This window comes from Aliirhizobium smilacinae (assembly GCF_006335145.1).
In the GTDB taxonomy this organism is placed as follows: Bacteria; Pseudomonadota; Alphaproteobacteria; order Rhizobiales; family Rhizobiaceae; genus Neorhizobium; species Neorhizobium smilacinae.
The window spans coordinates 187,222-205,997 of the sequence record NZ_VDMN01000003.1 but is presented as its reverse complement, the minus strand read 5'-3'; the positions used below and the strand labels follow the sequence as shown (position 1 = coordinate 205,997).

Annotated in this window: 24 protein-coding genes; 14 read left to right on the top strand and 10 right to left on the bottom strand. The window is 59.4% G+C overall.

What is annotated here, in order from left to right; all coding sequences use genetic code 11:
• Positions 1 to 100 precede the first annotated feature (100 nt).
• Positions 101 to 1,018, top strand: a complete 918-nt coding sequence (locus FHP24_RS15660; protein ID WP_139677166.1) for a PhzF family phenazine biosynthesis protein — start codon at positions 101 to 103, stop codon at positions 1,016 to 1,018.
• Here the strand turns inward: FHP24_RS15660 and FHP24_RS28755 are convergent, their stop codons facing one another.
• Positions 1,019 to 1,180: a hypothetical protein gene (locus tag FHP24_RS28755; protein WP_180356020.1), complete on the bottom strand. Its 162-nt coding sequence runs from the start codon at positions 1,178 to 1,180 to the stop codon at positions 1,019 to 1,021. It lies immediately after the preceding gene.
• A 202-nt stretch (positions 1,181 to 1,382) separates the two neighbouring features.
• On the opposite strand from FHP24_RS28755, the gene FHP24_RS15655 reads away from it, so the two are divergent.
• The 3 genes from FHP24_RS15655 (at position 1,383) to rcdA (ending at position 3,789) form a co-directional block, all read left to right on the top strand.
• The gene (locus tag FHP24_RS15655) at positions 1,383 to 2,654 is read left to right on the top strand and encodes an MFS transporter (protein ID WP_139677165.1); all 1,272 of its coding nucleotides are present in this window, start codon (positions 1,383 to 1,385) and stop codon (positions 2,652 to 2,654) included.
• Between the two features lie 2 nt (positions 2,655 to 2,656).
• Positions 2,657 to 2,848, top strand: coding sequence for a DUF1192 domain-containing protein (locus tag FHP24_RS15650; RefSeq protein WP_139677164.1), 192 nt, complete (start codon positions 2,657 to 2,659; stop codon positions 2,846 to 2,848).
• Positions 2,849 to 3,276: 428 nt separating this feature from the next.
• The gene (rcdA, locus tag FHP24_RS15645) at positions 3,277 to 3,789 is read left to right on the top strand and encodes a protease adaptor protein RcdA (RefSeq protein WP_139677163.1); all 513 of its coding nucleotides are present in this window, start codon (positions 3,277 to 3,279) and stop codon (positions 3,787 to 3,789) included.
• On the opposite strand, the gene FHP24_RS15640 is transcribed toward rcdA, so the two are convergent.
• Together FHP24_RS15640 and rpmE are read right to left on the bottom strand one after the other, a co-directional pair.
• On the bottom strand, positions 3,790 to 4,314 hold the full coding sequence (locus FHP24_RS15640) for an AAA family ATPase (protein ID WP_139677162.1): 525 nt from the start codon (positions 4,312 to 4,314) through the stop codon (positions 3,790 to 3,792). It abuts the gene before it with no gap.
• Between the two features lie 89 nt (positions 4,315 to 4,403).
• Positions 4,404 to 4,625 (bottom strand): 50S ribosomal protein L31, encoded by a 222-nt coding sequence (gene rpmE, locus FHP24_RS15635; protein ID WP_003506183.1) that lies wholly within the window; start codon positions 4,623 to 4,625, stop codon positions 4,404 to 4,406.
• Positions 4,626 to 4,901: 276 nt separating this feature from the next.
• Here rpmE and FHP24_RS15630 point away from each other — a divergent pair, with 276 nt between their 5' ends.
• Both FHP24_RS15630 and FHP24_RS15625 read left to right on the top strand, forming a co-directional pair.
• Positions 4,902 to 6,689 (top strand): ABC transporter transmembrane domain-containing protein, encoded by a 1,788-nt coding sequence (locus FHP24_RS15630; RefSeq protein ID WP_394344636.1) that lies wholly within the window; start codon positions 4,902 to 4,904, stop codon positions 6,687 to 6,689.
• Positions 6,690 to 6,711: 22 nt separating this feature from the next.
• Positions 6,712 to 7,968 (top strand): glucoamylase family protein, encoded by a 1,257-nt coding sequence (locus FHP24_RS15625; protein ID WP_139677160.1) that lies wholly within the window; start codon positions 6,712 to 6,714, stop codon positions 7,966 to 7,968.
• Between the two features lie 11 nt (positions 7,969 to 7,979).
• Here FHP24_RS15625 and FHP24_RS15620 read toward each other — a convergent pair whose 3' ends face one another.
• The 4 genes from FHP24_RS15620 to FHP24_RS15605 form a co-directional block, all read right to left on the bottom strand.
• Entirely contained in the window at positions 7,980 to 8,198 is a 219-nt protein-coding gene (locus FHP24_RS15620; protein WP_139677159.1) for a hypothetical protein, read from the bottom strand.
• Positions 8,199 to 8,201: 3 nt separating this feature from the next.
• Positions 8,202 to 9,233, bottom strand: coding sequence for a peptidoglycan -binding protein (locus FHP24_RS15615; protein ID WP_139677158.1), 1,032 nt, complete (start codon positions 9,231 to 9,233; stop codon positions 8,202 to 8,204).
• Positions 9,234 to 9,236: 3 nt separating this feature from the next.
• Complete coding sequence (locus tag FHP24_RS15610) at positions 9,237 to 10,286, bottom strand: flagellar motor protein MotA (protein WP_139677157.1); 1,050 nt, start codon at positions 10,284 to 10,286, stop codon at positions 9,237 to 9,239.
• Between the two features lie 121 nt (positions 10,287 to 10,407).
• Positions 10,408 to 11,208 carry an inositol monophosphatase family protein gene (locus FHP24_RS15605; protein WP_139677156.1) on the bottom strand — a complete coding sequence of 267 codons (801 nt, stop codon included), beginning with the start codon at positions 11,206 to 11,208 and terminating at the stop codon, positions 10,408 to 10,410.
• A gap of 188 nt (positions 11,209 to 11,396) precedes the next feature.
• On the opposite strand from FHP24_RS15605, the gene FHP24_RS15600 reads away from it, so the two are divergent.
• Positions 11,397 to 11,741 carry a DUF1648 domain-containing protein gene (locus FHP24_RS15600; RefSeq protein WP_180356019.1) on the top strand — a complete coding sequence of 115 codons (345 nt, stop codon included), beginning with the start codon at positions 11,397 to 11,399 and terminating at the stop codon, positions 11,739 to 11,741.
• Here the strand turns inward: FHP24_RS15600 and FHP24_RS15595 are convergent.
• Positions 11,738 to 12,817 (bottom strand): tetratricopeptide repeat protein, encoded by a 1,080-nt coding sequence (locus FHP24_RS15595; protein ID WP_139677154.1) that lies wholly within the window; start codon positions 12,815 to 12,817, stop codon positions 11,738 to 11,740. The genes FHP24_RS15600 and FHP24_RS15595 overlap by 4 nt on opposite strands.
• A 7-nt stretch (positions 12,818 to 12,824) precedes the next feature.
• Positions 12,825 to 13,478, bottom strand: a complete 654-nt coding sequence (locus FHP24_RS15590; RefSeq protein WP_139677153.1) for a thiamine phosphate synthase — start codon at positions 13,476 to 13,478, stop codon at positions 12,825 to 12,827.
• Between the two features lie 129 nt (positions 13,479 to 13,607).
• Between FHP24_RS15590 and FHP24_RS15585 the strand changes: the two genes are divergently transcribed.
• Positions 13,608 to 14,375 carry a sulfite exporter TauE/SafE family protein gene (locus FHP24_RS15585; protein ID WP_139677152.1) on the top strand — a complete coding sequence of 256 codons (768 nt, stop codon included), beginning with the start codon at positions 13,608 to 13,610 and terminating at the stop codon, positions 14,373 to 14,375.
• Positions 14,376 to 14,535: 160 nt separating this feature from the next.
• Here the strand turns inward: FHP24_RS15585 and FHP24_RS15580 are convergent, their stop codons facing one another.
• The gene (locus FHP24_RS15580) at positions 14,536 to 14,712 is read right to left on the bottom strand and encodes a YdcH family protein (RefSeq protein ID WP_139677151.1); all 177 of its coding nucleotides are present in this window, start codon (positions 14,710 to 14,712) and stop codon (positions 14,536 to 14,538) included.
• Between the two features lie 229 nt (positions 14,713 to 14,941).
• On the opposite strand from FHP24_RS15580, the gene FHP24_RS15575 reads away from it, so the two are divergent.
• The 6 genes from FHP24_RS15575 to FHP24_RS15550 all read left to right on the top strand — a co-directional run bounded on the left by FHP24_RS15575 (position 14,942) and on the right by FHP24_RS15550 (position 18,770).
• Positions 14,942 to 15,145 carry a YdcH family protein gene (locus FHP24_RS15575; RefSeq protein ID WP_139677150.1) on the top strand — a complete coding sequence of 68 codons (204 nt, stop codon included), beginning with the start codon at positions 14,942 to 14,944 and terminating at the stop codon, positions 15,143 to 15,145.
• A gap of 10 nt (positions 15,146 to 15,155) precedes the next feature.
• Positions 15,156 to 15,650, top strand: a complete 495-nt coding sequence (gene purE / locus FHP24_RS15570) for a 5-(carboxyamino)imidazole ribonucleotide mutase (RefSeq protein WP_139677149.1) — start codon at positions 15,156 to 15,158, stop codon at positions 15,648 to 15,650.
• Positions 15,647 to 16,726, top strand: coding sequence for a 5-(carboxyamino)imidazole ribonucleotide synthase (locus tag FHP24_RS15565; RefSeq protein ID WP_139677148.1), 1,080 nt, complete (start codon positions 15,647 to 15,649; stop codon positions 16,724 to 16,726). The genes purE and FHP24_RS15565 overlap by 4 nt, the downstream gene beginning before the upstream one ends.
• A gap of 129 nt (positions 16,727 to 16,855) precedes the next feature.
• Entirely contained in the window at positions 16,856 to 16,981 is a 126-nt protein-coding gene (ykgO, locus tag FHP24_RS15560; RefSeq protein ID WP_132271586.1) for a type B 50S ribosomal protein L36, read from the top strand.
• A 93-nt stretch (positions 16,982 to 17,074) separates the two neighbouring features.
• Positions 17,075 to 17,701, top strand: a complete 627-nt coding sequence (locus FHP24_RS15555) for a hypothetical protein (protein WP_139677147.1) — start codon at positions 17,075 to 17,077, stop codon at positions 17,699 to 17,701.
• A 22-nt stretch (positions 17,702 to 17,723) separates the two neighbouring features.
• Complete coding sequence (locus FHP24_RS15550; protein WP_139677146.1) at positions 17,724 to 18,770, top strand: alpha/beta fold hydrolase; 1,047 nt, start codon at positions 17,724 to 17,726, stop codon at positions 18,768 to 18,770.
• Positions 18,771 to 18,776: the final 6 nt, after the last annotated feature.

Genomic DNA, 18,776 nt, shown 5'->3' with positions numbered 1-18,776 from the left:
CAACGGCGCGGTTTTTCCGTTAATTGATACCATCACAAAGTTTGACTGGTGAGCCGCATCGCCCCCGCCTAGCATTGCTTCTCTTGAGTTGGAGAATGCCATGCCCACCGTCGAATTCGTCACCGTCGATGTCTTCACCGCCGAACGTTTTACCGGCAATCCGCTTGCGGTCATCACCGATGCCCGCGGCCTGACTACAGAGCAGATGCAGCAGATCGCAACCGAATTCGGTTACTCGGAAAGCACATTCGTTTTACCGCCTGAGGACTCCGCCAACAGCGCCCGTGTCCGGATATTCACACCGACGATGGAAGTCCCTTTCGCGGGCCACCCGAATGTCGGCACAGCCTATGTTCTCGGCCAGAACGCGAGCATTTTCGGTAAACCCGTCGGGGACAACCTCCGCTTCGAGGAGGCTGCAGGTCTCGTCGAGGTCGATTTGAAGCGCGAAGGCGGGATGGTCACCGCCACCTCCATCCGCGCACCGCGATCACTTGAAACCGGAGATACAGTTGCGGCAGATCTGGTAGCTGCTTGCGCTTCGATCGATACAGCACATGTCCGCACCGATCCGCATGAGCCGATCTTCGCCTCCGTCGGCCTCGGTTTCGTGCTTGCCGAACTGGATGGCCTGGATGCCCTCGGTCGGTCCCGCCCCAACCTCTCCGCTTTCCGCCAAGCAGCGACCCGCCATCCCGGCAATGGCCTGGGCTTTTCCGTGTTTCTCTATGTCCGCGATCCGTCACGGCCGGACCATATCCGTGCGCGCATGTTCGCCCCACTGGACGATGTCCCGGAAGATCCGGCAACCGGCAGTGCATCAGGTGCGCTTGCCGCCTATCTGGTTGCCAATATGCCCGAGGCCGATATCCGCACCCGCCTGACTATCGAGCAGGGCGTGGAGATGGGCCGCAGGAGCGTCATAGAACTCGACATCATCAAGCAGCAGGGCAAGGTCACCGATGTCAGGATCAGCGGCCGATGTGTCTTCGTCATGCGCGGCAGTGTCGAATATTGATCAGAAGAACTCACGCCCCAACAGGGCAACGGTCCAGATCGCGAATGCGAAAAGCGCCAGCTTCCAGAAATCCGTGCGTCGCTTGAGGCCGGGAAAGCCGAGCGGCTTGATGATCTGGACACCCATGGCGAGGATGAGAAGGATGGAAATTGCTTTGGTCATTTATCATCCGGCGAAGGTCTTTTCCCTGGTCGCCACAGGGTAGACATTTTTAAACTACACCACAGATAGGCTTGGGGAGGGGCAGACATATAAATCAATTGAACGCCCTACCCTTCGTTACCGTTCTCCTCGGCAAGGCGCAACATGTCTGGCCGGCGGAAACGGCGCAACCGATTGTTTGACACGAACCTATTGTGAGCCGATGAGTCGAAATCTTCTTCCCGTCCTCGCCCTTTTAACCGGTACGCTCTTTCTTTTCCTCGGCAACGGCCTTCAAGGGCTGCTGCTGCCGTTGAGGGGCACTCTGGAAGGTTATTCCAACGAGACGCTCGGCCTTCTTGGCACGACCTGGGCTGCCGGCTTCGTCATCGGCTGTTTCGTCGCCCCGAATGTGGTGCGCAGGATCGGCCATGTTCGCGCCTTTTCAGGTTTCCTCGCGCTGATCTGCCTGAACGTGTTGCTGACAGGCCTGCTGGTGGATCAGGCCGCATGGCTCACTTTGAGGGCAATCACCGGCTTCTGCACCGCTGGCACGTCGATGATCATCGAAAGCTGGCTGAACGAGCGTGCGACGCCGGAAAACCGCGGCACGATTTTTTCCTTCTACATATCCATCACCCTGTTCGGCGTCGTCGGCGGCCAGATGCTGGTCCCCTTCTCGGATGTCACGACGACGACGCTATTCATGATCTGCGGCATCCTCTACAGCGTTGCAGCCCTGCCCACGACCTTGTCCAAGGCCGCCTCGCCGCAACCGCTCAAACGCGCCAAGCTGGATCTGAGGGGATTGTTCAGGAACTCACCGATATCCTGCATAGGCATCCTGCTGATTGGCATCGCCAATGGCGCTTACGGCACTCTTGCTGCAGTCTTTGCCAGCCGCGCCGGCCTCTCCCAAGGAGCCGTCGCAGCGATGGTAACGATCACCATCTTTGCCGGCGCGATCATGCAGTTTCCTGCAGGTCGGCTCTCCGATCGCATGGATAGACGCCATGTTCTGGCAGGCCTCTCCGCAGCCGCCGCACTGGCAGGACTTGTCGTCGCCATGGTACGGCCGACCGATGCCTATGGGATCATCGTTCTTGTGGCGATCTACGGCGCCGCAGCGAACGCGCTTTATCCGATCGCCGTCGCCCACGCGAACGACTTCGCTGCGCCGGAAGATTTCGTCAAGGTTTCCGGTGGCCTCCTGCTGCTCTACGGCATCGGCACGATCATCGGCCCGACCCTCGGCGGCCCGGTCATGAGCTGGGCGGGACCCTATGCGCTCTTCCTCGTCACCGCGATCGCGCATATTCTGATCACCGCCTACGCCATCTTCCGCAGCCGCCAGCGCGCACCGGTACCTGCAGAACATCGCGACGCCTATAGCGTGGCTCCTGCCGCCACCTCGCCGATGACGACGCCGGAAGGGATTGCGCTTGATCCACGGTCGGTACCGGCCGAGGGAACGAGCGAAGACCGGAGGAACTGAGGATGACATTTTTCGACGACGATCGCCCAGCAAAGAAAATCGCCCACGAGATAGGCTCGGATCTATCGATTCTGTCGGTGGGTGATCTCGATGCCCGCATCGACCTTCTCAGGCAGGAGATCGAGAGACTGGAGGCGGACAAAATGAAGAAACAAGCCGGCCGAATGGCAGCTGACAGTCTCTTTAAGAAATGAGTCTAACGACAAATACCCAAGTATCTCCTGGGGATTTTAAGTGGATATTAATCATTAATAGACATTATCGAGACGTCCGGGCTTCCTGGACTCAGACAGTTTCACCACCCGGCGAATGGTCTGATTTCTCCCTGTTTTACCTTGAGAGCCGCCTTTCCGCGGCTCTTCTTTTTTGAGCAAGGCTCAAAACCGCTTTACTGAAGCGCCGAGACACCCTTTTCAGCCCATCTTGCGATTAGCGGAAATCTGTTCCAAAACAAGAACATCCGCATCGGTTTACCGCTTCTTGTGGGTATTAACCTTTCCTTAATAAACGCCTTGCGGATTTCCATTATAAAGATCATGTTCAAGTCAATGAGGGCGACGATGGAACTTTTCACCCCACGTCGCCATTGCCTCATCGTGATTGCGTTAGCAGGATGACATTCATGCAGGAACAGGGTTTGAATACCGTCAACTTTGCCGGCCGCGCCGCAAATTCATCGCAGTTCAAGACACTATACTCAGAGGGCATGGCCCTGGTCGAAGAAACTGCGACTTATCTTGACGGAACGGGCCGCGCCGCATCGAAGGTCCTGCCGCGTATCGCTTCTGTACTCTACGCTGCAGAATCCATGCGGCTGACGACCCGGCTGATGCAGATGGCATCCTGGCTGCTGCTGCAGCGCGCCGTCAACAATGGCGAGATGTCCCGCGATCAGGTCTTGGCCGAAAAGAACAAGGTCCGCCTCGACGGCTTCAACGTCGATCGCAACGCACCGGGCTGGAACGAGCTTCCTGAAGGTTTCCGTGATCTCGTCGAGCGCTCGTTGCGCTTGCAGAATCGCGTGGCGCTTCTCGATCGCGAGATCTACCGGCCTTCGGACGCCGTTTCGGTACCGGACAATGAAAACAGCGTCCGCGCCCAGTTCAACCTGCTGCAGACCGCATTCGGTAACTGATCAGCGGACTGAAAGCTTTTCGGCATAATCGGTGAGTTCGGTGCGGCTTCTGAGCCGCACTTTTTCGTTCGAAAACTGCTCGAACATCAGCGAATGGCTTTCGAACGAATTCCAGTTGTTGCGCCGCTCGCGGTATTTCGACACCCAGTCGATCAGCTCATCGAAGCTCTCGTCGCTTTCTCCCCGCTGCTTGCCGCGCGATCTCACATTTGCGATGCACGCATCTTCCGGCAGGTCGAGAAATATCAATAGCGTCGTCCTCGGAAGAACCACATCGATCAGCCAGCCATAGACGCCTTCCATCAGCCATTTCGATGTATGCGAGAGCTGCCGTATCTCCTCGATCACGATCGACTTGTCCCGTGCGATGCCATGCGGACCGGGCTGCCAGTAAACATCGTCGAGATGAACCGGAGCACGATCAAGGCAAAGCGACAGCTTTTTGGCCAGCCAGGTCTTGCCCGAACCGCCATTTCCCATGATTGCGATCCGACGAAAAGCCGCATCCGCAGTCGTCTCAGCCATGGCACGCTCCCCGTCGTTTCCGCCATGACACAAAACGAAAAAAGCCCGGCTTTCGCCAGGCTTTTTTAGGTCCGCCAACGATTCGGGGATTAGAGGCCGAGGCCGCCGAAACGCTTGTTGAACTTGGAAACGCGACCACCACGGTCCATCAGCTGCTGGTTGCCGCCGGTCCATGCCGGATGCGACTTCGGGTCGATTTCGAGGTTCATGACTGCGCCTTCCGAACCCCAGGTCGAACGGGTTTCGTACTCGGTGCCATCAGTCATAACAACCTTGATGGTGTGGTAAGCGGGATGAATGTCAGCCTTCATGTCGATATTCCTGCTTTGAGGGGTCTCCATGCCGCTTTTGCGATCACCGACCCTCTTTAATGAATGAAGCCGCAGACCCGTCGGTCACGGCTTCCCAATTCGATGCGGAGCCTATACAGGAAGGTCGCGACTAGCACAAGTACCCGCAGGGCCAAGATGAGTGGCCCCTATCGCGTTCTTTGTCCGACATCAATGGCGCACAATGGACGCTGAAATATTAGAGTCTGCGTATCGTAGAAAATTACGGTTCGCTAGCAGGAGATCCGCGTGGCAGACATGTCTGAGACCGAAAAGAAGAATCGCAGCCTCAAGCCCCTCGCCCGCCTGATCCCCTATCTCTCCCGTTATCGAAGACTGGTCGCTTCGGCTCTGTTCTTTCTCGTCCTCGCCGCCGCAACGACACTTGCGCTTCCGCTCGCCGTCCGTCGCATGGTCGATCACGGCTTCGCGTCATCCGATGGCCATTTCATAAACAACTATTTCGGCATGCTGCTGATCCTCGCCATTCTCTTGGCGCTGGCCAGCGCGATGCGATATTATTATGTCATCACCATCGGCGAACGGGTGGTGGCAGATCTGCGAAGCGAAGTCTTCGCCCATGTCACCCGCCTCTCCGCCTCCTTCTTCGACGTCAACCAGTCGGGTGAAATCGTCTCGCGCCTGACCGCGGATACGACGCAGATCAAGTCCGCATTCGGCTCGGCAGCTTCGCAGGCACTCCGCAACACCATCCTCTGTCTCGGCGCCATGGGCATGATGATCTACACCAGCCCATGGCTCTCCACGATGGTGCTCGGCGCAATCCCGCTTATCGTCTTCCCGATCGTCGGTTTCGGCCGTACCGTCCGCCGTCGCTCGCGCGCCGCACAGGATACGTTGGCGCAAAGCTCGGCCTTTGCATCGGAAACCGTGGCCGCAACCCGCACAGTCCAGGCCTTCGGCGGCGAGCAGATGGCCAGCGACCGTTACGCCTTTGCCGTCGAAAATGCCTATGACGCTGCTCGCATCGCAATCCGCTCCCGCGCGCTCCTAACCGGCTTTGCCATTCTCCTCGTCTTCGGCTCTATCGTCGGCGTTCTCTGGTATGGAGCACAGAGCGTATTGTCCGGTGATCTGAGCGCCGGCACGCTTGGCCAATTCGTGCTGTATTCGGTGATCGCCGCCAGTTCGCTCGGCCAGCTTTCCGAAGTATGGGGCGAACTTTCCGCCGCCGGTGGCGCCGCCGAACGACTGACCGAACTGCTGCACGAAATCCCGGCCGTCAAGGACCCGGAAACACCAGCCGCCCTGCCTGCACCGGCGCGTGGCGAGGTCGAGTTCGACCAGGTTTCCTTCGCCTATCCCGCCCGCATCAGCGCCATCGCGCTCAACAGCCTGTCTTTGAAGGTGAAGGCCGGCGAAACGGTCGCGATCGTCGGCCCTTCCGGCGCCGGCAAGAGCACGATCTTTTCACTTCTCATGCGCTTTTACGATCCGCAGTCCGGCTCTGTGATGCTCGACGGGATAGACCTTCGCAATGCCCGGCTCGACGACATCCGTTCGCGCCTGGCGATCGTCCCGCAGGACGTGACGATCTTTGCAGCATCCATCCACGACAATATCGCCTTCGGCATGCCGGGCGCCACCCGCGAAGCAGTACGCGCCGCCGCCATATCCGCACAGGCCGACGAGTTCATCGCGAAACTCGATCAGGGTTACGACACGATGGCCGGTGAACGCGGGATCACGCTTTCCGGCGGCCAGCGGCAGCGCATCGCGATTGCTCGCGCCATCCTGAAAGACGCCCCGGTCCTGTTGCTCGACGAGGCGACTTCGGCGCTCGATGCCGAAAGCGAAACGCTGGTTCAGCGCGCCCTCGACGGGTTGATGGAAAACCGTACGACGCTCGTCATCGCCCACCGGCTTGCGACCGTTCTGAAAGCCGACCGGATTCTGGTCCTGGAAGACGGCCGCGTCGTCGAGGAAGGTACGCATCAAAGCCTCGTTGCCAAGGGCGGCCTTTATGCCAAGCTGGCGCGTCTCCAGTTCCATGATCTGGAACATCGCAGCGCGACGGCGATCTGATCACCCAACAGGACAGGACCGCATGATCGTCGAGCCACTGGACCCGAATGCCCCTCTCGAGACATTGCTCGACCGTGTCCAGTACCAGACCTTCCTGTATTTCTGGGAAGGGGCGCATGCCGACAGCAAGCTGATCTACGACAAGCGCTGGGTGAACGGCGCAATCGCCACCAACATGGTCTCCATCAGCGGCACCGGCTTCGGGCTTATGGCGATACTCGTTGCGGCGGAACGGCAATGGGTGACCCGCGCCGAGGCTCTGGAGCGTATCGTCCTCATTCTCGAACGCTTGAGCCTTGCGACACGCTATCACGGCGCATTTGCGCATATGGTCGACGGCGCCAGCAGTGAGACCGTTCAGTTCTCGCAATATGACGATGCCGGCGACCTTGTGGAAACCACCCTGCTGCTTCAGGGCCTGATCTGCGCGAGGGAATATTTCACCGGCACATCGGAAGCCGAGCTGGCCTTGAGGACAACTGTCACGCGCCTGTTCGACGAGGTCGAGTGGAACTGGTTCACCCGCGGCAAGGATGACGGCCCGCTTTATTGGCACTGGAGCCCGATCCATAACTGGACGATGAACCTGCCGATAAAGGGCTGGAACGAGTCGCTTTCGGCCTACGTTCTGGCGGCGGGCTCGGTTACGCACCCGATCAAGCCGGAAAGCTACCACACGGGCTGGGCGCGCTCCGGCGCGATGAAAAACGGTGAAAGCTATTTCGGCACCGAGCTCCCCCTTGGCGAACCTCTCGGCGGCCCGCTTTTCCTGTCGCAATATTCCTTCTGCGCGCTCGATCCGCACGGTCTCTCCGACCGCTATGCTGATTACTGGCAGCAGGCCGTGGCGCATACGAAGATCAACCGGGATTATTGCCTCAGCGTCCCGGCCTATAAGCAATACGATGTCTGGGGCCTCACGGCGTCGGAAGCGCCGAATGGCTACAACGCCAACTCACCGACATCCGACATGGGTGCCATAGCCCCGAGCGCCGCGCTGTCGAGTTTCCCCTTCCTGCCGAAGGAGGTGGAGGAGGGATTGCGCGCCATGCTGCGATATGAGGACGGAAAACTGTTCGGCAGTTTCGGCTTCGTCGATGCCTTCGCGCCGGCAATTGACTGGCTTGCACCGACCTATATCGCCATCGACCAGGGACCGATCGTGGCGATGATCGAGAACCACCGCTCCGGCCTTTTATGGAACCTGTTCATGAAGGCGCCGGAAGTTCGCCGTGGACTGGAAAGACTGGGTTTCACATCAGGTCATTACACGGCCTGATGTAGGAGCACTCATTCGGCGCGCTCGAAAACCCACTTCACCACATATTTGCCGTTCGGCTTCAATTTGGTCTTGGTCCTGACGGTCACAGGCCCGCCAAGTGCGGTTTCCGCCTGGTCGAACATCTCGCGCGCTTCGGCCATTGCCTGATGATAGGCCGTGTTGTCACGGCGTGGACTGTCCGCCACCGCCTTTATCAAGGCGTCGAGATCCTGTCTGTACGAAACCATCGGTCAGCGTTCCGTCAGCTTGAGTTCGATGCGGCGGTTCTGCGACCTCACCTCCGGCGTGTCGCCCGATGCAATCGGCTGGAATTCACCAAAACCTGCCGCGACCAGGCGGTTGGCTGAAACACCCTTCGAGATCAGATACTTCACGACCGAAGTCGCACGGGCGGACGAAAGCTCCCAGTTGTCACGGTAACGACCGGTACCGGAGAGCGGAGAATTATCGGTATGACCATCGACCCGCAGCACCCAGTTGATTTCCGCCGGAATTTCCTTGGCAAGTTCAAGCAAAGCCATCGCCAGCTTGTCCATCTCCACACGGCCGGCATCGTCCAGCTCGTTGCCTCCGACCGGAAACAGCACTTCCGACTGGAAGACGAAACGGTCGCCGACGATGCGGATGTTTTCCCGGTCCGACAGGATCTCGCGCAGACGGCCGAAGAAATCGGAACGGTAACGGTTGAGCTCCTGCACGCGCGCGGCAAGGGCCACGTTCAGACGCCGGCCGAGATCGGAGATCTGTGCCTGTGAGGTTGCGTCCTTCGCCTCGGATGCCTGAAGTGCCTGTTCGACGGCTGCGATCTGGGCGCGGAGTGCCGCAATCTGCTGGTTCAGGAGTTCGATCTGGCTGGCTGCCCGCTGGCTGATCTGCTGCTGATTGTTCAACTCGCTGGTCAGTTCTCCGACCCGCGCATTCGCCGTCGTGCTGGCACCTGCGCCATCATTGAGAAGCTGCTGCAGCCGCGAACGGTCACTTTCCACCGCAGCCAGCGATGACTGCAGATTGGCGAGCTGGTCTTCCAGATCCTGGCTGCCGCTTTTTTCCAGCGCCAGCAGGTTCGTCAGTTCGGCGATCTGGCTGTTCAGCCGGTTCAACACCTCGTCGCGGCCCGTGATTTCGCGGCTGAGCAGGAACTGCGCCAGCACGAAGACCGTCAGCAGAAACATGATGGCCATAAGGAGCGTGGCAAGCGCATCCACGAACCCCGGCCAGAAATCGACTGTGCGTTCGCGACGGCGGTTCTTGGCGAGCGCCATCGCTTATTTCCCCCCGATCTTGTCGGAAAGCCGATCAAGGGTGCGGCGCATGGCCTTCGATTCTTCCTGTTGCGCTTCGATCCAGTCGCGCAGCATCTGCTGCTCGTTGCGCATGTTTTTGACCAAACCCTGAATGCCTTCCGCAAGATTGGCGATACTGGCTGCCGAGCGGTCATTGCCGGCGCCATCCTGACTTGCTCTCATCTGCACCGCGGCAAGCTTGCGCAGCTCGGCAGTCAGCGCCTTGAGCTCGTCCAGCGAGCCAGCGGACGCACCATCAGAAATAGGCCCGTCATATCCGACGTCGGTGACGGAGGAGAGCCAGTTTTCCAGCTCCGTATAGAAGCGGTTTTGCGCACGGCCCGCCTGCAGGTCAAGGAAACCGAGGATCAGAGATCCGGAAAGACCAAGCAGTGAGGACGAAAATGCCGTGCCCATGCCGGCGAGCGGCTGCGCCAGCCCGCTCTTGATCGCACCGAGAATGTCGTTCGAACCGCTGGATGAAGGATCGAGCGCCCCGATGACGTCGCTGATTGAGCCGATCGTCGCGATCAGACCCCAGAACGTGCCGAGAAGGCCGAGAAAAACGAGAAGGCCGATGAGGTAGCGCGAGGTGTCGCGCGATTCGTCCAGCCGCGTCCCGATCGAATCGAGGATCGAGCGATAGGCGACTGTCGACAGGGACACCTTGCGGCGGCGGCCGATCAGCGTTCGCATCGGCGCCAGAAGCCGCGGTTCGCGCCCGACCTTATCGGCATTGCCGCCGGCAGCGCGGAAGGAATTGAACCAGCTCACTTCCCGCGCCAGACTGAGAACCTGGACGAAGACAAGCAGGATGCCGATCGCCAGAACGCCGAGGATCAGGCCATTCAGGCCGGGATTGGTCTGGAACGCGTGTGCCGCCTGCCGATACAGGATCGACGCCACGAAGCCGACAAGGATAAGGAAGATGAGCATCGTCCAGAGGAACGATGCGGGATTGGAGAGCTTGTGCTTGTAGCCGCCGCGGCCCGTTTCCGACTCGTCCAGATCTTCCACCGTCGCATTCGCCATAATACGCCCCGACTCCGCTAAGTTGAGCGGAGGCTAGTGTAAAATTGCGACGAATTGAAGTGCGCAAGCGTTGGAAAACAGTGCACTATCAATCAGCGAACACTGTTTTTTCTGACAGGACTTAGCGGGTGGGAATGGGCCGGTTGACCACTTCCACGAGTGCCTTCTGGATCAGTTCGTTACCGGCGATGACCGTGCGGCTTTCGAACATGTTCGTCGTGCCCTTCATATCGGACGTGAAACCACCGGCCTCGCGAATAAGAATCAGGCCAGCGGCGACATCCCAGGGAGAAAGTTCGGCTTCCCAGAAACCGTCGAGACGGCCGGCAGCAACATAGGCCAGATCGAGAGCGGCAGCACCCATCCGGCGCACACCCGCGACTTCACCCATCACGTGGCGCAGCTCGACGAGGAACTTGCCGTGATTGCCGCGGCCAAGGTGCGGCACGCCGCAGCCGATGACGCAATCGGAGAGTACGCGACGTGCAGCAACGCGAATACGGCGATCGTTGAGGAACGCACCACCGCCCTTTTCGGCGGTAAACAGTTCATCCGTCGCCGGATTGAAGATCACGCCTGCGACGATCTCGTTGTTGCGCTCAAGCGCGATCGAGACGGCAAACTGCGGAATGCCGTGCAGAAAATTGGTAGTGCCATCCAGCGGATCGACGATCCAGCGATGCGCGCCGTCGGTCCCCTTTTCCTCGCCACCCTCTTCGCCGAGGAAGCCGTAGGTCGGGCGAGCCTTCAAAAGTTCGTCACGGACGATCTTTTCCGCTTTCAGATCCGCCTGCGATACGAAATCGCTAGGACCCTTCACCGAAACCTGCAGATTCTGTACCTCACCAAAATCTCTGGTAAGCGACTTGCCTGCCTTCAGGGCAGCCTGCACCATGACATTGAGAAGTGCTGAACGGGCCATTTCGGAATCCTTGAACCCCGGAATCCGGATGACCGGGAGAGCGGGCTAGACTGATTTTGTTGATTGGGCGGCTTCAAGACCACAGATTGCCGGTAAATTCAAGTCGTGCGGTCAAACGGCAGTGTTGTCATTCGTGGCAGAGCCTGCGAAAGGAAGGCGAACCCGACATTGGAGACCGCCCCATGCGCATGCCTATCCCTCTTTTTATCAGCCTCGGCATGCTCATCACCATGACATTCCTGTCGCTGGGCCTGTGGTCAGCCCTGCCGCCGGAAGTGATGTTGCCGATCCATTTCGATTTTTCCGGCAATCCCGACAACTTCGCCCGCCCGGCAATCGCGCTCTTCCTGCTGCCCGGCGCAATGCTGTTTGCAATCGCCGTCTTTGTCGTGTCTCCGTCGATCAACCCCAAGGCCTTGAACAGGCCGGGGCTCTATACCGCGATTTGGCTTTTCGTCATCCTTGCGCTCGCAGTGGGCCACGGCTTCATCATCCGCAGCGCATTATTCGCGCTGCAGGCGCTCCAGGGTTAATTCCGCCTGAACTTGTTGGCAGCGTCGATCGCCTGTTTCTGCTGATCTTCGTTGATACCGAGATAAAAATCCTCAAGCCCGGCGTCCTGCAGACCTGCGCGGCGGGACAGAACATACCACTTGGCGGCTTCCACAGGATTGGGCCGCGTGCCGAGCGCGTTTATGTAGAGATAGGCGAGCTTGTTCTGAGCCACGACATTGCCGCGCATGGCGGCAATCCTCAGCCATTCGAAACCCTTGTCGTAATCCCGATCGCCACCAACGCCGTTGACGTACCATATTCCCATATCGAGCTGGGCGGTATCGTAACCAGCCTTGGCAGCCCGCTGCATCCAGTCGCGAGCCCGCGCTTTTTTAGTCGGAGCGACTTCCCTCAGCGAGATATAAAGCTGCGCGACGGCATATTGCGCATCGGCAACCCCCTGTTCGGCGGACTTTTCATAGAACGGCAGCGCCAGCTCCATCCCCTTTTCACCGGGGTTGCCCGATATCAGGATTTGACCCCAGTTGAACTGAGCGGCGGAATTTCCGGCCTCCGCCGCACGGCGCATGTACTCGTCAGCCTTTTTCCTGTCGGCTGTAACATCACGCCCCTTCATCAACAGGAGCGCGTATTCGAACATGGCTGCGGCGTCGCCGCCTTCGGCGGCTTGGCCGTACCAGAACGCGGCACCCTTGGGGTCGCGGGCGAGCCCGAGCCCTTTGGTCATCATTACAGCAACCAGCGTCTGCGCAGCCGCATCGCCCTTCTGCGCCCGTTCGAGCGCCATGCTCATGGCGGTGATGTACATGCCGCGCTGGTACGCACCGTAAGCGTCATCGACCTTACCGTCGTAGTGCTTTTCTTTTGGCGGAGCCGGCAATGCGGCCCCCATTCGCCGGTAGAGCTCGACGCCGCCCGAAGGCACGATGCCATCCGGCTGCTGCTTCTGTTCCATCTTACCGGCATCCGGCCCGACCGGGCGGGTCACCACCCGGCTCGACTGGGCATGTACGGAAGTTACCGCAGCCGCTGAAATCAGCATGGCAGTTATTGCTTTAACCGGATTGCGAAACAGGCGTGTCGTTGATGGCATGCGACCATCAACCCTCAAACCGTGGCGCTTTTTCGTCCAGCGCTGCGTTGGCCTTCGCAACCGCCGCAGCGGGACCATCGGCACTTTCGAACACGGCACCGCGAAGGGCCACGAACTCCGCACCGCTTTCGGCAACGGCAACGACCGATTCGGCATCATTGCCACCCATGACGATGCAGGGAATTTCGATCATCGACGCCCACCATTCGGCAAGCGCGACATTTTTCGGATGCGCTTCCGGCTTGATGTCTCCATCGAAGCGACCGAAGAAAATATAATCCGGCCGCAATTCGCCTATCTCGAGCGCTGTATGCCGCTCCGATGCGCCGCCCGCGCCGACGATCATCTTGGGCGTGAACTTCTCGATCGCTTCGCCCAGTTCCTCGATTGAACCGGACATGTGAAGCCCGTCAGCCTTCGCACGGCCCGCGACCCGGCTATCGCCGGCAATGATGGCGGCGGCACCAGCATTCTGGGCCATCTCGACAAGCACTTCTGCCCGCTTTTGAAACGCCTGATCGTCAAGCTCATACTGCGGCACGATGACGGAGGCGACATCTCCGCCGGAGAGCGCCTGCTGCAGTTGACCTGCCTGGCGCTCCGAATCGGCTTCATCGGGCACGATCAGCACGAGGCGGCAGCGGTTTTCCGGTTCAGTCATGTTTCTTCCCGTCTTTTGGACGGTGCGGCGATGGGATTGACGATCATCCAGCATCCGCACTCGTTTTCCTTTGCGCAATTCGATAGACCGGACAGATTGAAGGATCAACCACCAGCAGTCTCCCGCCCGATGATAGATCTGCCCAGCCTCTCATTTTTCGCCGCCGCCGTTCCGGCGGTCATGCTCGTTGGCCTGTCCAAGGGCGGTATCGGCGGCGCCATCGGCCTGCTGGGTGTGCCGATCATGTCGCTTGTCGTTGATCCGGTTCAGGCGGCGGCGATTTTCCTGCCGATCCTCATTCTCATGGATGCCGTCGCGCTCTGGTCCTGGCGCAAATTCAACGATCCGAAGACGCTGCTGATGATCATGCCCGGCGGGGTGATCGGCATCGCGCTCGGATGGGCGACTTCGGCTTATGTCTCGGATGATGCGCTGAAGGTGGTGATCGCCTCGGCAACCATCCTCTTCGCCGCTCGCTATTTCTGGCAGGTCTATGGCCGCCGCGGGACGATTGCCGCCCCTCTCCCTCACCGCCCGGTCGCAGCAACATTCTGGGGATCACTGTCGGGTTACGCAAGCTTCGTCGCCCATGCCGGCGGACCGCCGTTCCAGATCTATGTCCTGCCCATGCAGCTTGATCCGAAAAACTACACCGGTGCCAGCATCCGCTTCTTTGCCATCGTCAACGCCGTGAAGGTCATTCCCTATTTCTTTCTTGGTGCGCTGGATGGCAATAACCTGACGCTTTCTGCGACACTTCTCCCCGTCGCCCTCGTCTCCACCATGCTCGGTGCAGCCGTCGTCAAGCATCTCAAGGCGGAAACCTTCTATCCGATGACCTACGGCCTCGCCTTCCTCGCCGGCATCAAGTTGCTCTGGGACGGTCTGCCGTTCTGATCTCCTCACCATAAATACGGCACGAAGAGATATCCTGCCCCCAGAAACGATTCTGGCCGTGGCCCTTACGACCACGACCAGAAAAGGTTTGATTGTTTTGCCGTTACTGGATCTCTCCCAAATCCTCATGGAGATCCTCGGCAGGCTCTATTAGCTGCCTCTAGTGGCGGGTTGTCGCCTTGAGGCGCTGCATTTGGTCTTTAAGACGCAGCTTACGGCGCTTGAGTTCGGCGATCTCATGGTCGTCCGAGGATGGAGCCGACTGAATCGACTGGAGTTCATCCTCCAGATCGCCGTGCTTCTTTTCAAGCGATGCTATATGAGCCTGGATGGTCATGTGGCATGTCCTTCCTTATTGCCTGCTCCGGCCATGCCGTCGGCCGAAGCTTCAGGTTTACGACGGGAGTGTGACACGATCTTCTGCGTTTGTCGAAGGAGATTTCGTGACAAGAGCGAGGCAAATTCGTGGCTTCAGCTAACTTCCAGTTAACGCGGTTTGGTGGTAGGAGCTTGCGCATTAAGCCGGGCCGGGTCAAAAGCCCGGATCGATATGGGGACTTGAAGACATGCCCGATCAGGAACAGGCGGACAACCGGCTGGCGCTGGCAAAGCTCCGGCAGGAGCACGAGGACTACGACGCCGCGATCAATGCCATGATAAAGGTCGGCTGCGATGCGCTGCGCGTGCAGCGGATGAAGAAGAAAAAGCTCGCCATAAAAGACAGGATGACCCAGATCGAAGACCAGATCCTGCCCGACATCATCGCTTAGGAACGCTGAAATGGCCGAGACACCGCCCGTCGCCATCATCATGGGAAGCCAGTCCGACTGGGAGACCATGAAGAACGCCGCCGAAACACTCGACGCTCTCGAGATCGACTATGAAGCGCGGATCATTTCCGCACACCGCACGCCCGAACGCTTGTTCAATTTCGCTAAGGGCGCACGCGACGCTGGCTTTCAGGTCATTATCGCCGGCGCGGGAGGCGCAGCCCACCTGCCCGGCATGGCCGCCTCGATGACGCCGCTGCCGGTCTTTGGTGTACCGGTTCAGTCCAAGGCACTCTCCGGTCAGGACAGTCTTCTGTCCATCGTGCAGATGCCGGCAGGCATCCCCGTCGGCACGCTGGCAATCGGTCGCGCCGGGGCCGTCAATGCAGCGCTTCTCGCAGCCGCCGTTCTGGCACTCTCGGATGACGACATCGCTTACCGTCTGGACGAATGGCGCGCCCGCCAGAGCGCAGCCGTTGCCGAATACCCGATGGATGAAGCATGAAGGCTCAGACGATCGGTATTATCGGCGGCGGTCAGCTCGGCCGCATGCTGGCCATGGCATCCGCAAGGCTGAATCTCACCACCATCATTCTGGAGCCTCAGCCGGATTGTCCGGCCGCCCAGGTCGCCAACGAGCAGATCACCGCTGCCTATGACGATCCCGCAGCACTCGCCGAACTGGCAAAACGCTGCGATGTCGTCACTTACGAATTCGAGAACGTGCCTGTCGCGGCCGCAGAGGCTCTGCAGCGCTCCGTGCCGGTCTATCCGCCGCCGAAGGCGCTTGAAGTCGCGCAGGACCGGCTGGTGGAGAAACGCTTCCTCAACGGCTGCGGCATCGAGACCGCACGTTTCCATGCTGTCGACAGCCAACAGGACCTCGAAACGGCGCTCGCCGATTTCGGCGGCCAGGGCGTGCTGAAGACCTGCCGCATGGGTTACGACGGCAAGGGCCAGCGTGTTTTCCGCTCGATCGACGACTCGCCTGAGGGTGCCTACGAGGCATTGGGCTCCGTACCGCTGATTCTTGAGAGCTTCGTCCCCTTCGAACGCGAAATATCGATCATTGCCGCACGCGCCAAAGACGGCACGATCCGCTGCTATGATTTGGCCGAAAACGTCCATCGCAACGGCATCCTGCACACATCCACCCTGCCGGCGAACATTCCTGCCACGACCGCCTCCACCGCCCGCGAGGCCGCTGAAAAGCTGCTTGCGGCGCTGGATTATGTCGGCGTGATCGGCATGGAGTTCTTCGCCATGGCGGACGGCACGCTGATCGCCAACGAAATTGCCCCGCGGGTTCACAATTCCGGACACTGGACGGAGGCTGCCTGCGTCATTTCGCAATTCGAGCAGCACATGCGTGCCGTGGCCGGATTGGCGCTGGGTGACCCCGACAGGCATTCCGACTGCGTGATGACCAACCTGATCGGCGACGACATCCTGGCCGTACCGGATTGGCTCGCAACCAAGGACGTGCTTGTCCATCTCTACGGCAAGACGGAAGCCCGTCCGGGCCGCAAGATGGGCCATGTCACCGAATTGAAGGGCCGGAAAACCTCGTCACAAGGTTGACATGGAGAAAGCCGCGGGTTATCTGCACGCCAACCTGAGGCGCGCCTCTTCCTTTAGGGACTAGATGGCGCGCTTTCGATTGTTAGAGACAAGCGGCTCTTTGAGCCCACAGACTGCTGGACCAGTACAATGAAGATCAAGAACTCGCTTAAGGCGCTGAAGGCTCGTCACCGCGATAACCGTCTGGTTCGCCGCAAGGGCCGCATCTACATCATCAACAAGCTGAACCCGCGCTTCAAGGCCCGTCAGGGCTGATTGCGGCAGGCGAGTTTTCTCGCCGGCAATCAATTTGTCGATAGCGCGACAATTCGGCTTTGACCTTCGGCGCATCCGGATTAATTTATCCGGATGCGCCATTTGCTTTTAAGCACCCCGATTCTCGCTCTGGCCGTCCTGGCCTCATCTGTGTATGCACAGGGTCAGCCGGCCGAACCGCCTCCGACAGCGGTGCCTCAGGCACTTGCAGCAGACGCGAATCCGTCCGCCTCTTCGACCGCAAATCCGATCGACACGTTGTTCGACGCACTGAAGCGTGAACGTAATCCGGAAAAAGCCAAGGGCATTGCCGGCCAGATCATCGCGGAGATGAACGATTCGGGTAGCGCCACGGTCAATCTGCTGATGCAGTGGTCCGCAGAGTCCATCAAGGAAAAGAAGAACGCTGCTGCGCTCGATTTCCTCGACCGCGTCACCCTTCTGGACCCTGCTTTTACCGAGGGCTGGAATCGCCGCGCGACGCTGCATTACACGATGGGTGACCGGCGCAAATCGATGGCCGATATCGCCGAAGTGTTGAAACGCGAGCCTCGCCACTTCGGTGCGCTTGCCGGGATGGCTGGTATCCTTATGGAAGCCGACGAAGACGATCTGGCATTGAAGGCCTGGGAACGATATCTCAGCGTCTATCCGGCCGATCGGGACGCGCAGGAAGCCCTATCGAAACTGTCGGAAAAGATCGCCGGCAACCGTACCTGAACGATTCTCCGGCCATTCCTGCATGATTGTACCAATCACCCTATTCGCCATCGCCATCGCCGTTGCCGCTGCCTTGGGCTTTACCGCCTGGAAGAGCAGGGAGATCGAACAGCAATTTCCGCGACATGGCGAATTGACGGACATTGGCGGCTACAGGATCAACGCCCTGCACCTGCCCGCACCACCGACCCCTGCCTTGCCGCCGATCGTTTTCATCCACGGCGCAAGTGGCAATTTGAGGGATCAGGAAACAGCCTTCCGCAAGGCACTGGATGGCCGCGCCGAGCTTCTCTTTGTAGATAGACCCGGCCATGGCTATTCGGAGCGTGGCGGCCCGGAAAACGGCTTTCCCGACGGCCAGGCCGCCGCCATCTCCAGGCTGATGGAGTTGAAGGGTATCGACCAGGCAATCATCGTCGGCCATTCCTTCGGCGGCGCGATCGCCGCAAGCTTTGCCGTCTTCCATCCCGAAAAAACCTCAGGGCTTTTGTTTCTGGCACCCGCCACACATCCCTGGCCGGGCGGCGTCGATTGGTACTACAATGTTTCGGCCGCGCCTTATCTGGGCTGGTGGTTCACTCGGCTGCTTAGCCTGCCAGCGGGCATGGCTCTGATGGATGAAGCGACCAAGTCCGTATTCAGCCCGAACATGCGTCGTGACAGCTATATCGAAGAAGGCGCACCGGCTCTGGTGCTACGCCCGGAAAACTTCCGCAACAATGCGATCGATGTCGCCAACCTCCAGAATTACGTCACACGAATTGCTCCGCGCTACACGGAGATCGAGGCACCCACAGTCATCATAACCGGCGACAGTGATCCGATCGTGCTCGAAGAGATTCACTCGAGAGGTCTGGCGCGTGACATTGCCGGCTCCGAGCTGGTGGTTATCCATGGCCTTGGACACAAGCCGGACTACGTCGTCACCGACGTGGCGGTAGCTGCAATAGAAAGGATCGCCGGGATGGATCGTGACCTGCAGGCATTGGCAAGGATGGCCGAAGCTCGCCTCACACAATCGGGAGTTCAGAGCCCGTTCACCGTGGGAATGACGATCGAGAGTAAGTAGAAACGT

Coding starts and splice junctions, on each gene's coding strand:
- FHP24_RS15660 (WP_139677166.1), top strand. CDS start 101: ATGCCCACCGTCGAATTCGTCACCGTCGATGTCTTCACCGCCGAACGT.
- FHP24_RS28755 (WP_180356020.1), bottom strand. CDS start 1,180: ATGACCAAAGCAATTTCCATCCTTCTCATCCTCGCCATGGGTGTCCAG.
- FHP24_RS15655 (WP_139677165.1), top strand. CDS start 1,383: ATGAGTCGAAATCTTCTTCCCGTCCTCGCCCTTTTAACCGGTACGCTC.
- FHP24_RS15650 (WP_139677164.1), top strand. CDS start 2,657: ATGACATTTTTCGACGACGATCGCCCAGCAAAGAAAATCGCCCACGAG.
- rcdA (WP_139677163.1), top strand. CDS start 3,277: ATGCAGGAACAGGGTTTGAATACCGTCAACTTTGCCGGCCGCGCCGCA.
- FHP24_RS15640 (WP_139677162.1), bottom strand. CDS start 4,314: ATGGCTGAGACGACTGCGGATGCGGCTTTTCGTCGGATCGCAATCATG.
- rpmE (WP_003506183.1), bottom strand. CDS start 4,625: ATGAAGGCTGACATTCATCCCGCTTACCACACCATCAAGGTTGTTATG.
- FHP24_RS15630 (WP_394344636.1), top strand. CDS start 4,902: ATGTCTGAGACCGAAAAGAAGAATCGCAGCCTCAAGCCCCTCGCCCGC.
- FHP24_RS15625 (WP_139677160.1), top strand. CDS start 6,712: ATGATCGTCGAGCCACTGGACCCGAATGCCCCTCTCGAGACATTGCTC.
- FHP24_RS15620 (WP_139677159.1), bottom strand. CDS start 8,198: ATGGTTTCGTACAGACAGGATCTCGACGCCTTGATAAAGGCGGTGGCG.
- FHP24_RS15615 (WP_139677158.1), bottom strand. CDS start 9,233: ATGGCGCTCGCCAAGAACCGCCGTCGCGAACGCACAGTCGATTTCTGG.
- FHP24_RS15610 (WP_139677157.1), bottom strand. CDS start 10,286: ATGGCGAATGCGACGGTGGAAGATCTGGACGAGTCGGAAACGGGCCGC.
- FHP24_RS15605 (WP_139677156.1), bottom strand. CDS start 11,208: ATGGCCCGTTCAGCACTTCTCAATGTCATGGTGCAGGCTGCCCTGAAG.
- FHP24_RS15600 (WP_180356019.1), top strand. CDS start 11,397: ATGCCTATCCCTCTTTTTATCAGCCTCGGCATGCTCATCACCATGACA.
- FHP24_RS15595 (WP_139677154.1), bottom strand. CDS start 12,817: ATGCCATCAACGACACGCCTGTTTCGCAATCCGGTTAAAGCAATAACT.
- FHP24_RS15590 (WP_139677153.1), bottom strand. CDS start 13,478: ATGACTGAACCGGAAAACCGCTGCCGCCTCGTGCTGATCGTGCCCGAT.
- FHP24_RS15585 (WP_139677152.1), top strand. CDS start 13,608: ATGATAGATCTGCCCAGCCTCTCATTTTTCGCCGCCGCCGTTCCGGCG.
- FHP24_RS15580 (WP_139677151.1), bottom strand. CDS start 14,712: ATGACCATCCAGGCTCATATAGCATCGCTTGAAAAGAAGCACGGCGAT.
- FHP24_RS15575 (WP_139677150.1), top strand. CDS start 14,942: ATGCCCGATCAGGAACAGGCGGACAACCGGCTGGCGCTGGCAAAGCTC.
- purE (WP_139677149.1), top strand. CDS start 15,156: ATGGCCGAGACACCGCCCGTCGCCATCATCATGGGAAGCCAGTCCGAC.
- FHP24_RS15565 (WP_139677148.1), top strand. CDS start 15,647: ATGAAGGCTCAGACGATCGGTATTATCGGCGGCGGTCAGCTCGGCCGC.
- ykgO (WP_132271586.1), top strand. CDS start 16,856: ATGAAGATCAAGAACTCGCTTAAGGCGCTGAAGGCTCGTCACCGCGAT.
- FHP24_RS15555 (WP_139677147.1), top strand. CDS start 17,075: ATGCGCCATTTGCTTTTAAGCACCCCGATTCTCGCTCTGGCCGTCCTG.
- FHP24_RS15550 (WP_139677146.1), top strand. CDS start 17,724: ATGATTGTACCAATCACCCTATTCGCCATCGCCATCGCCGTTGCCGCT.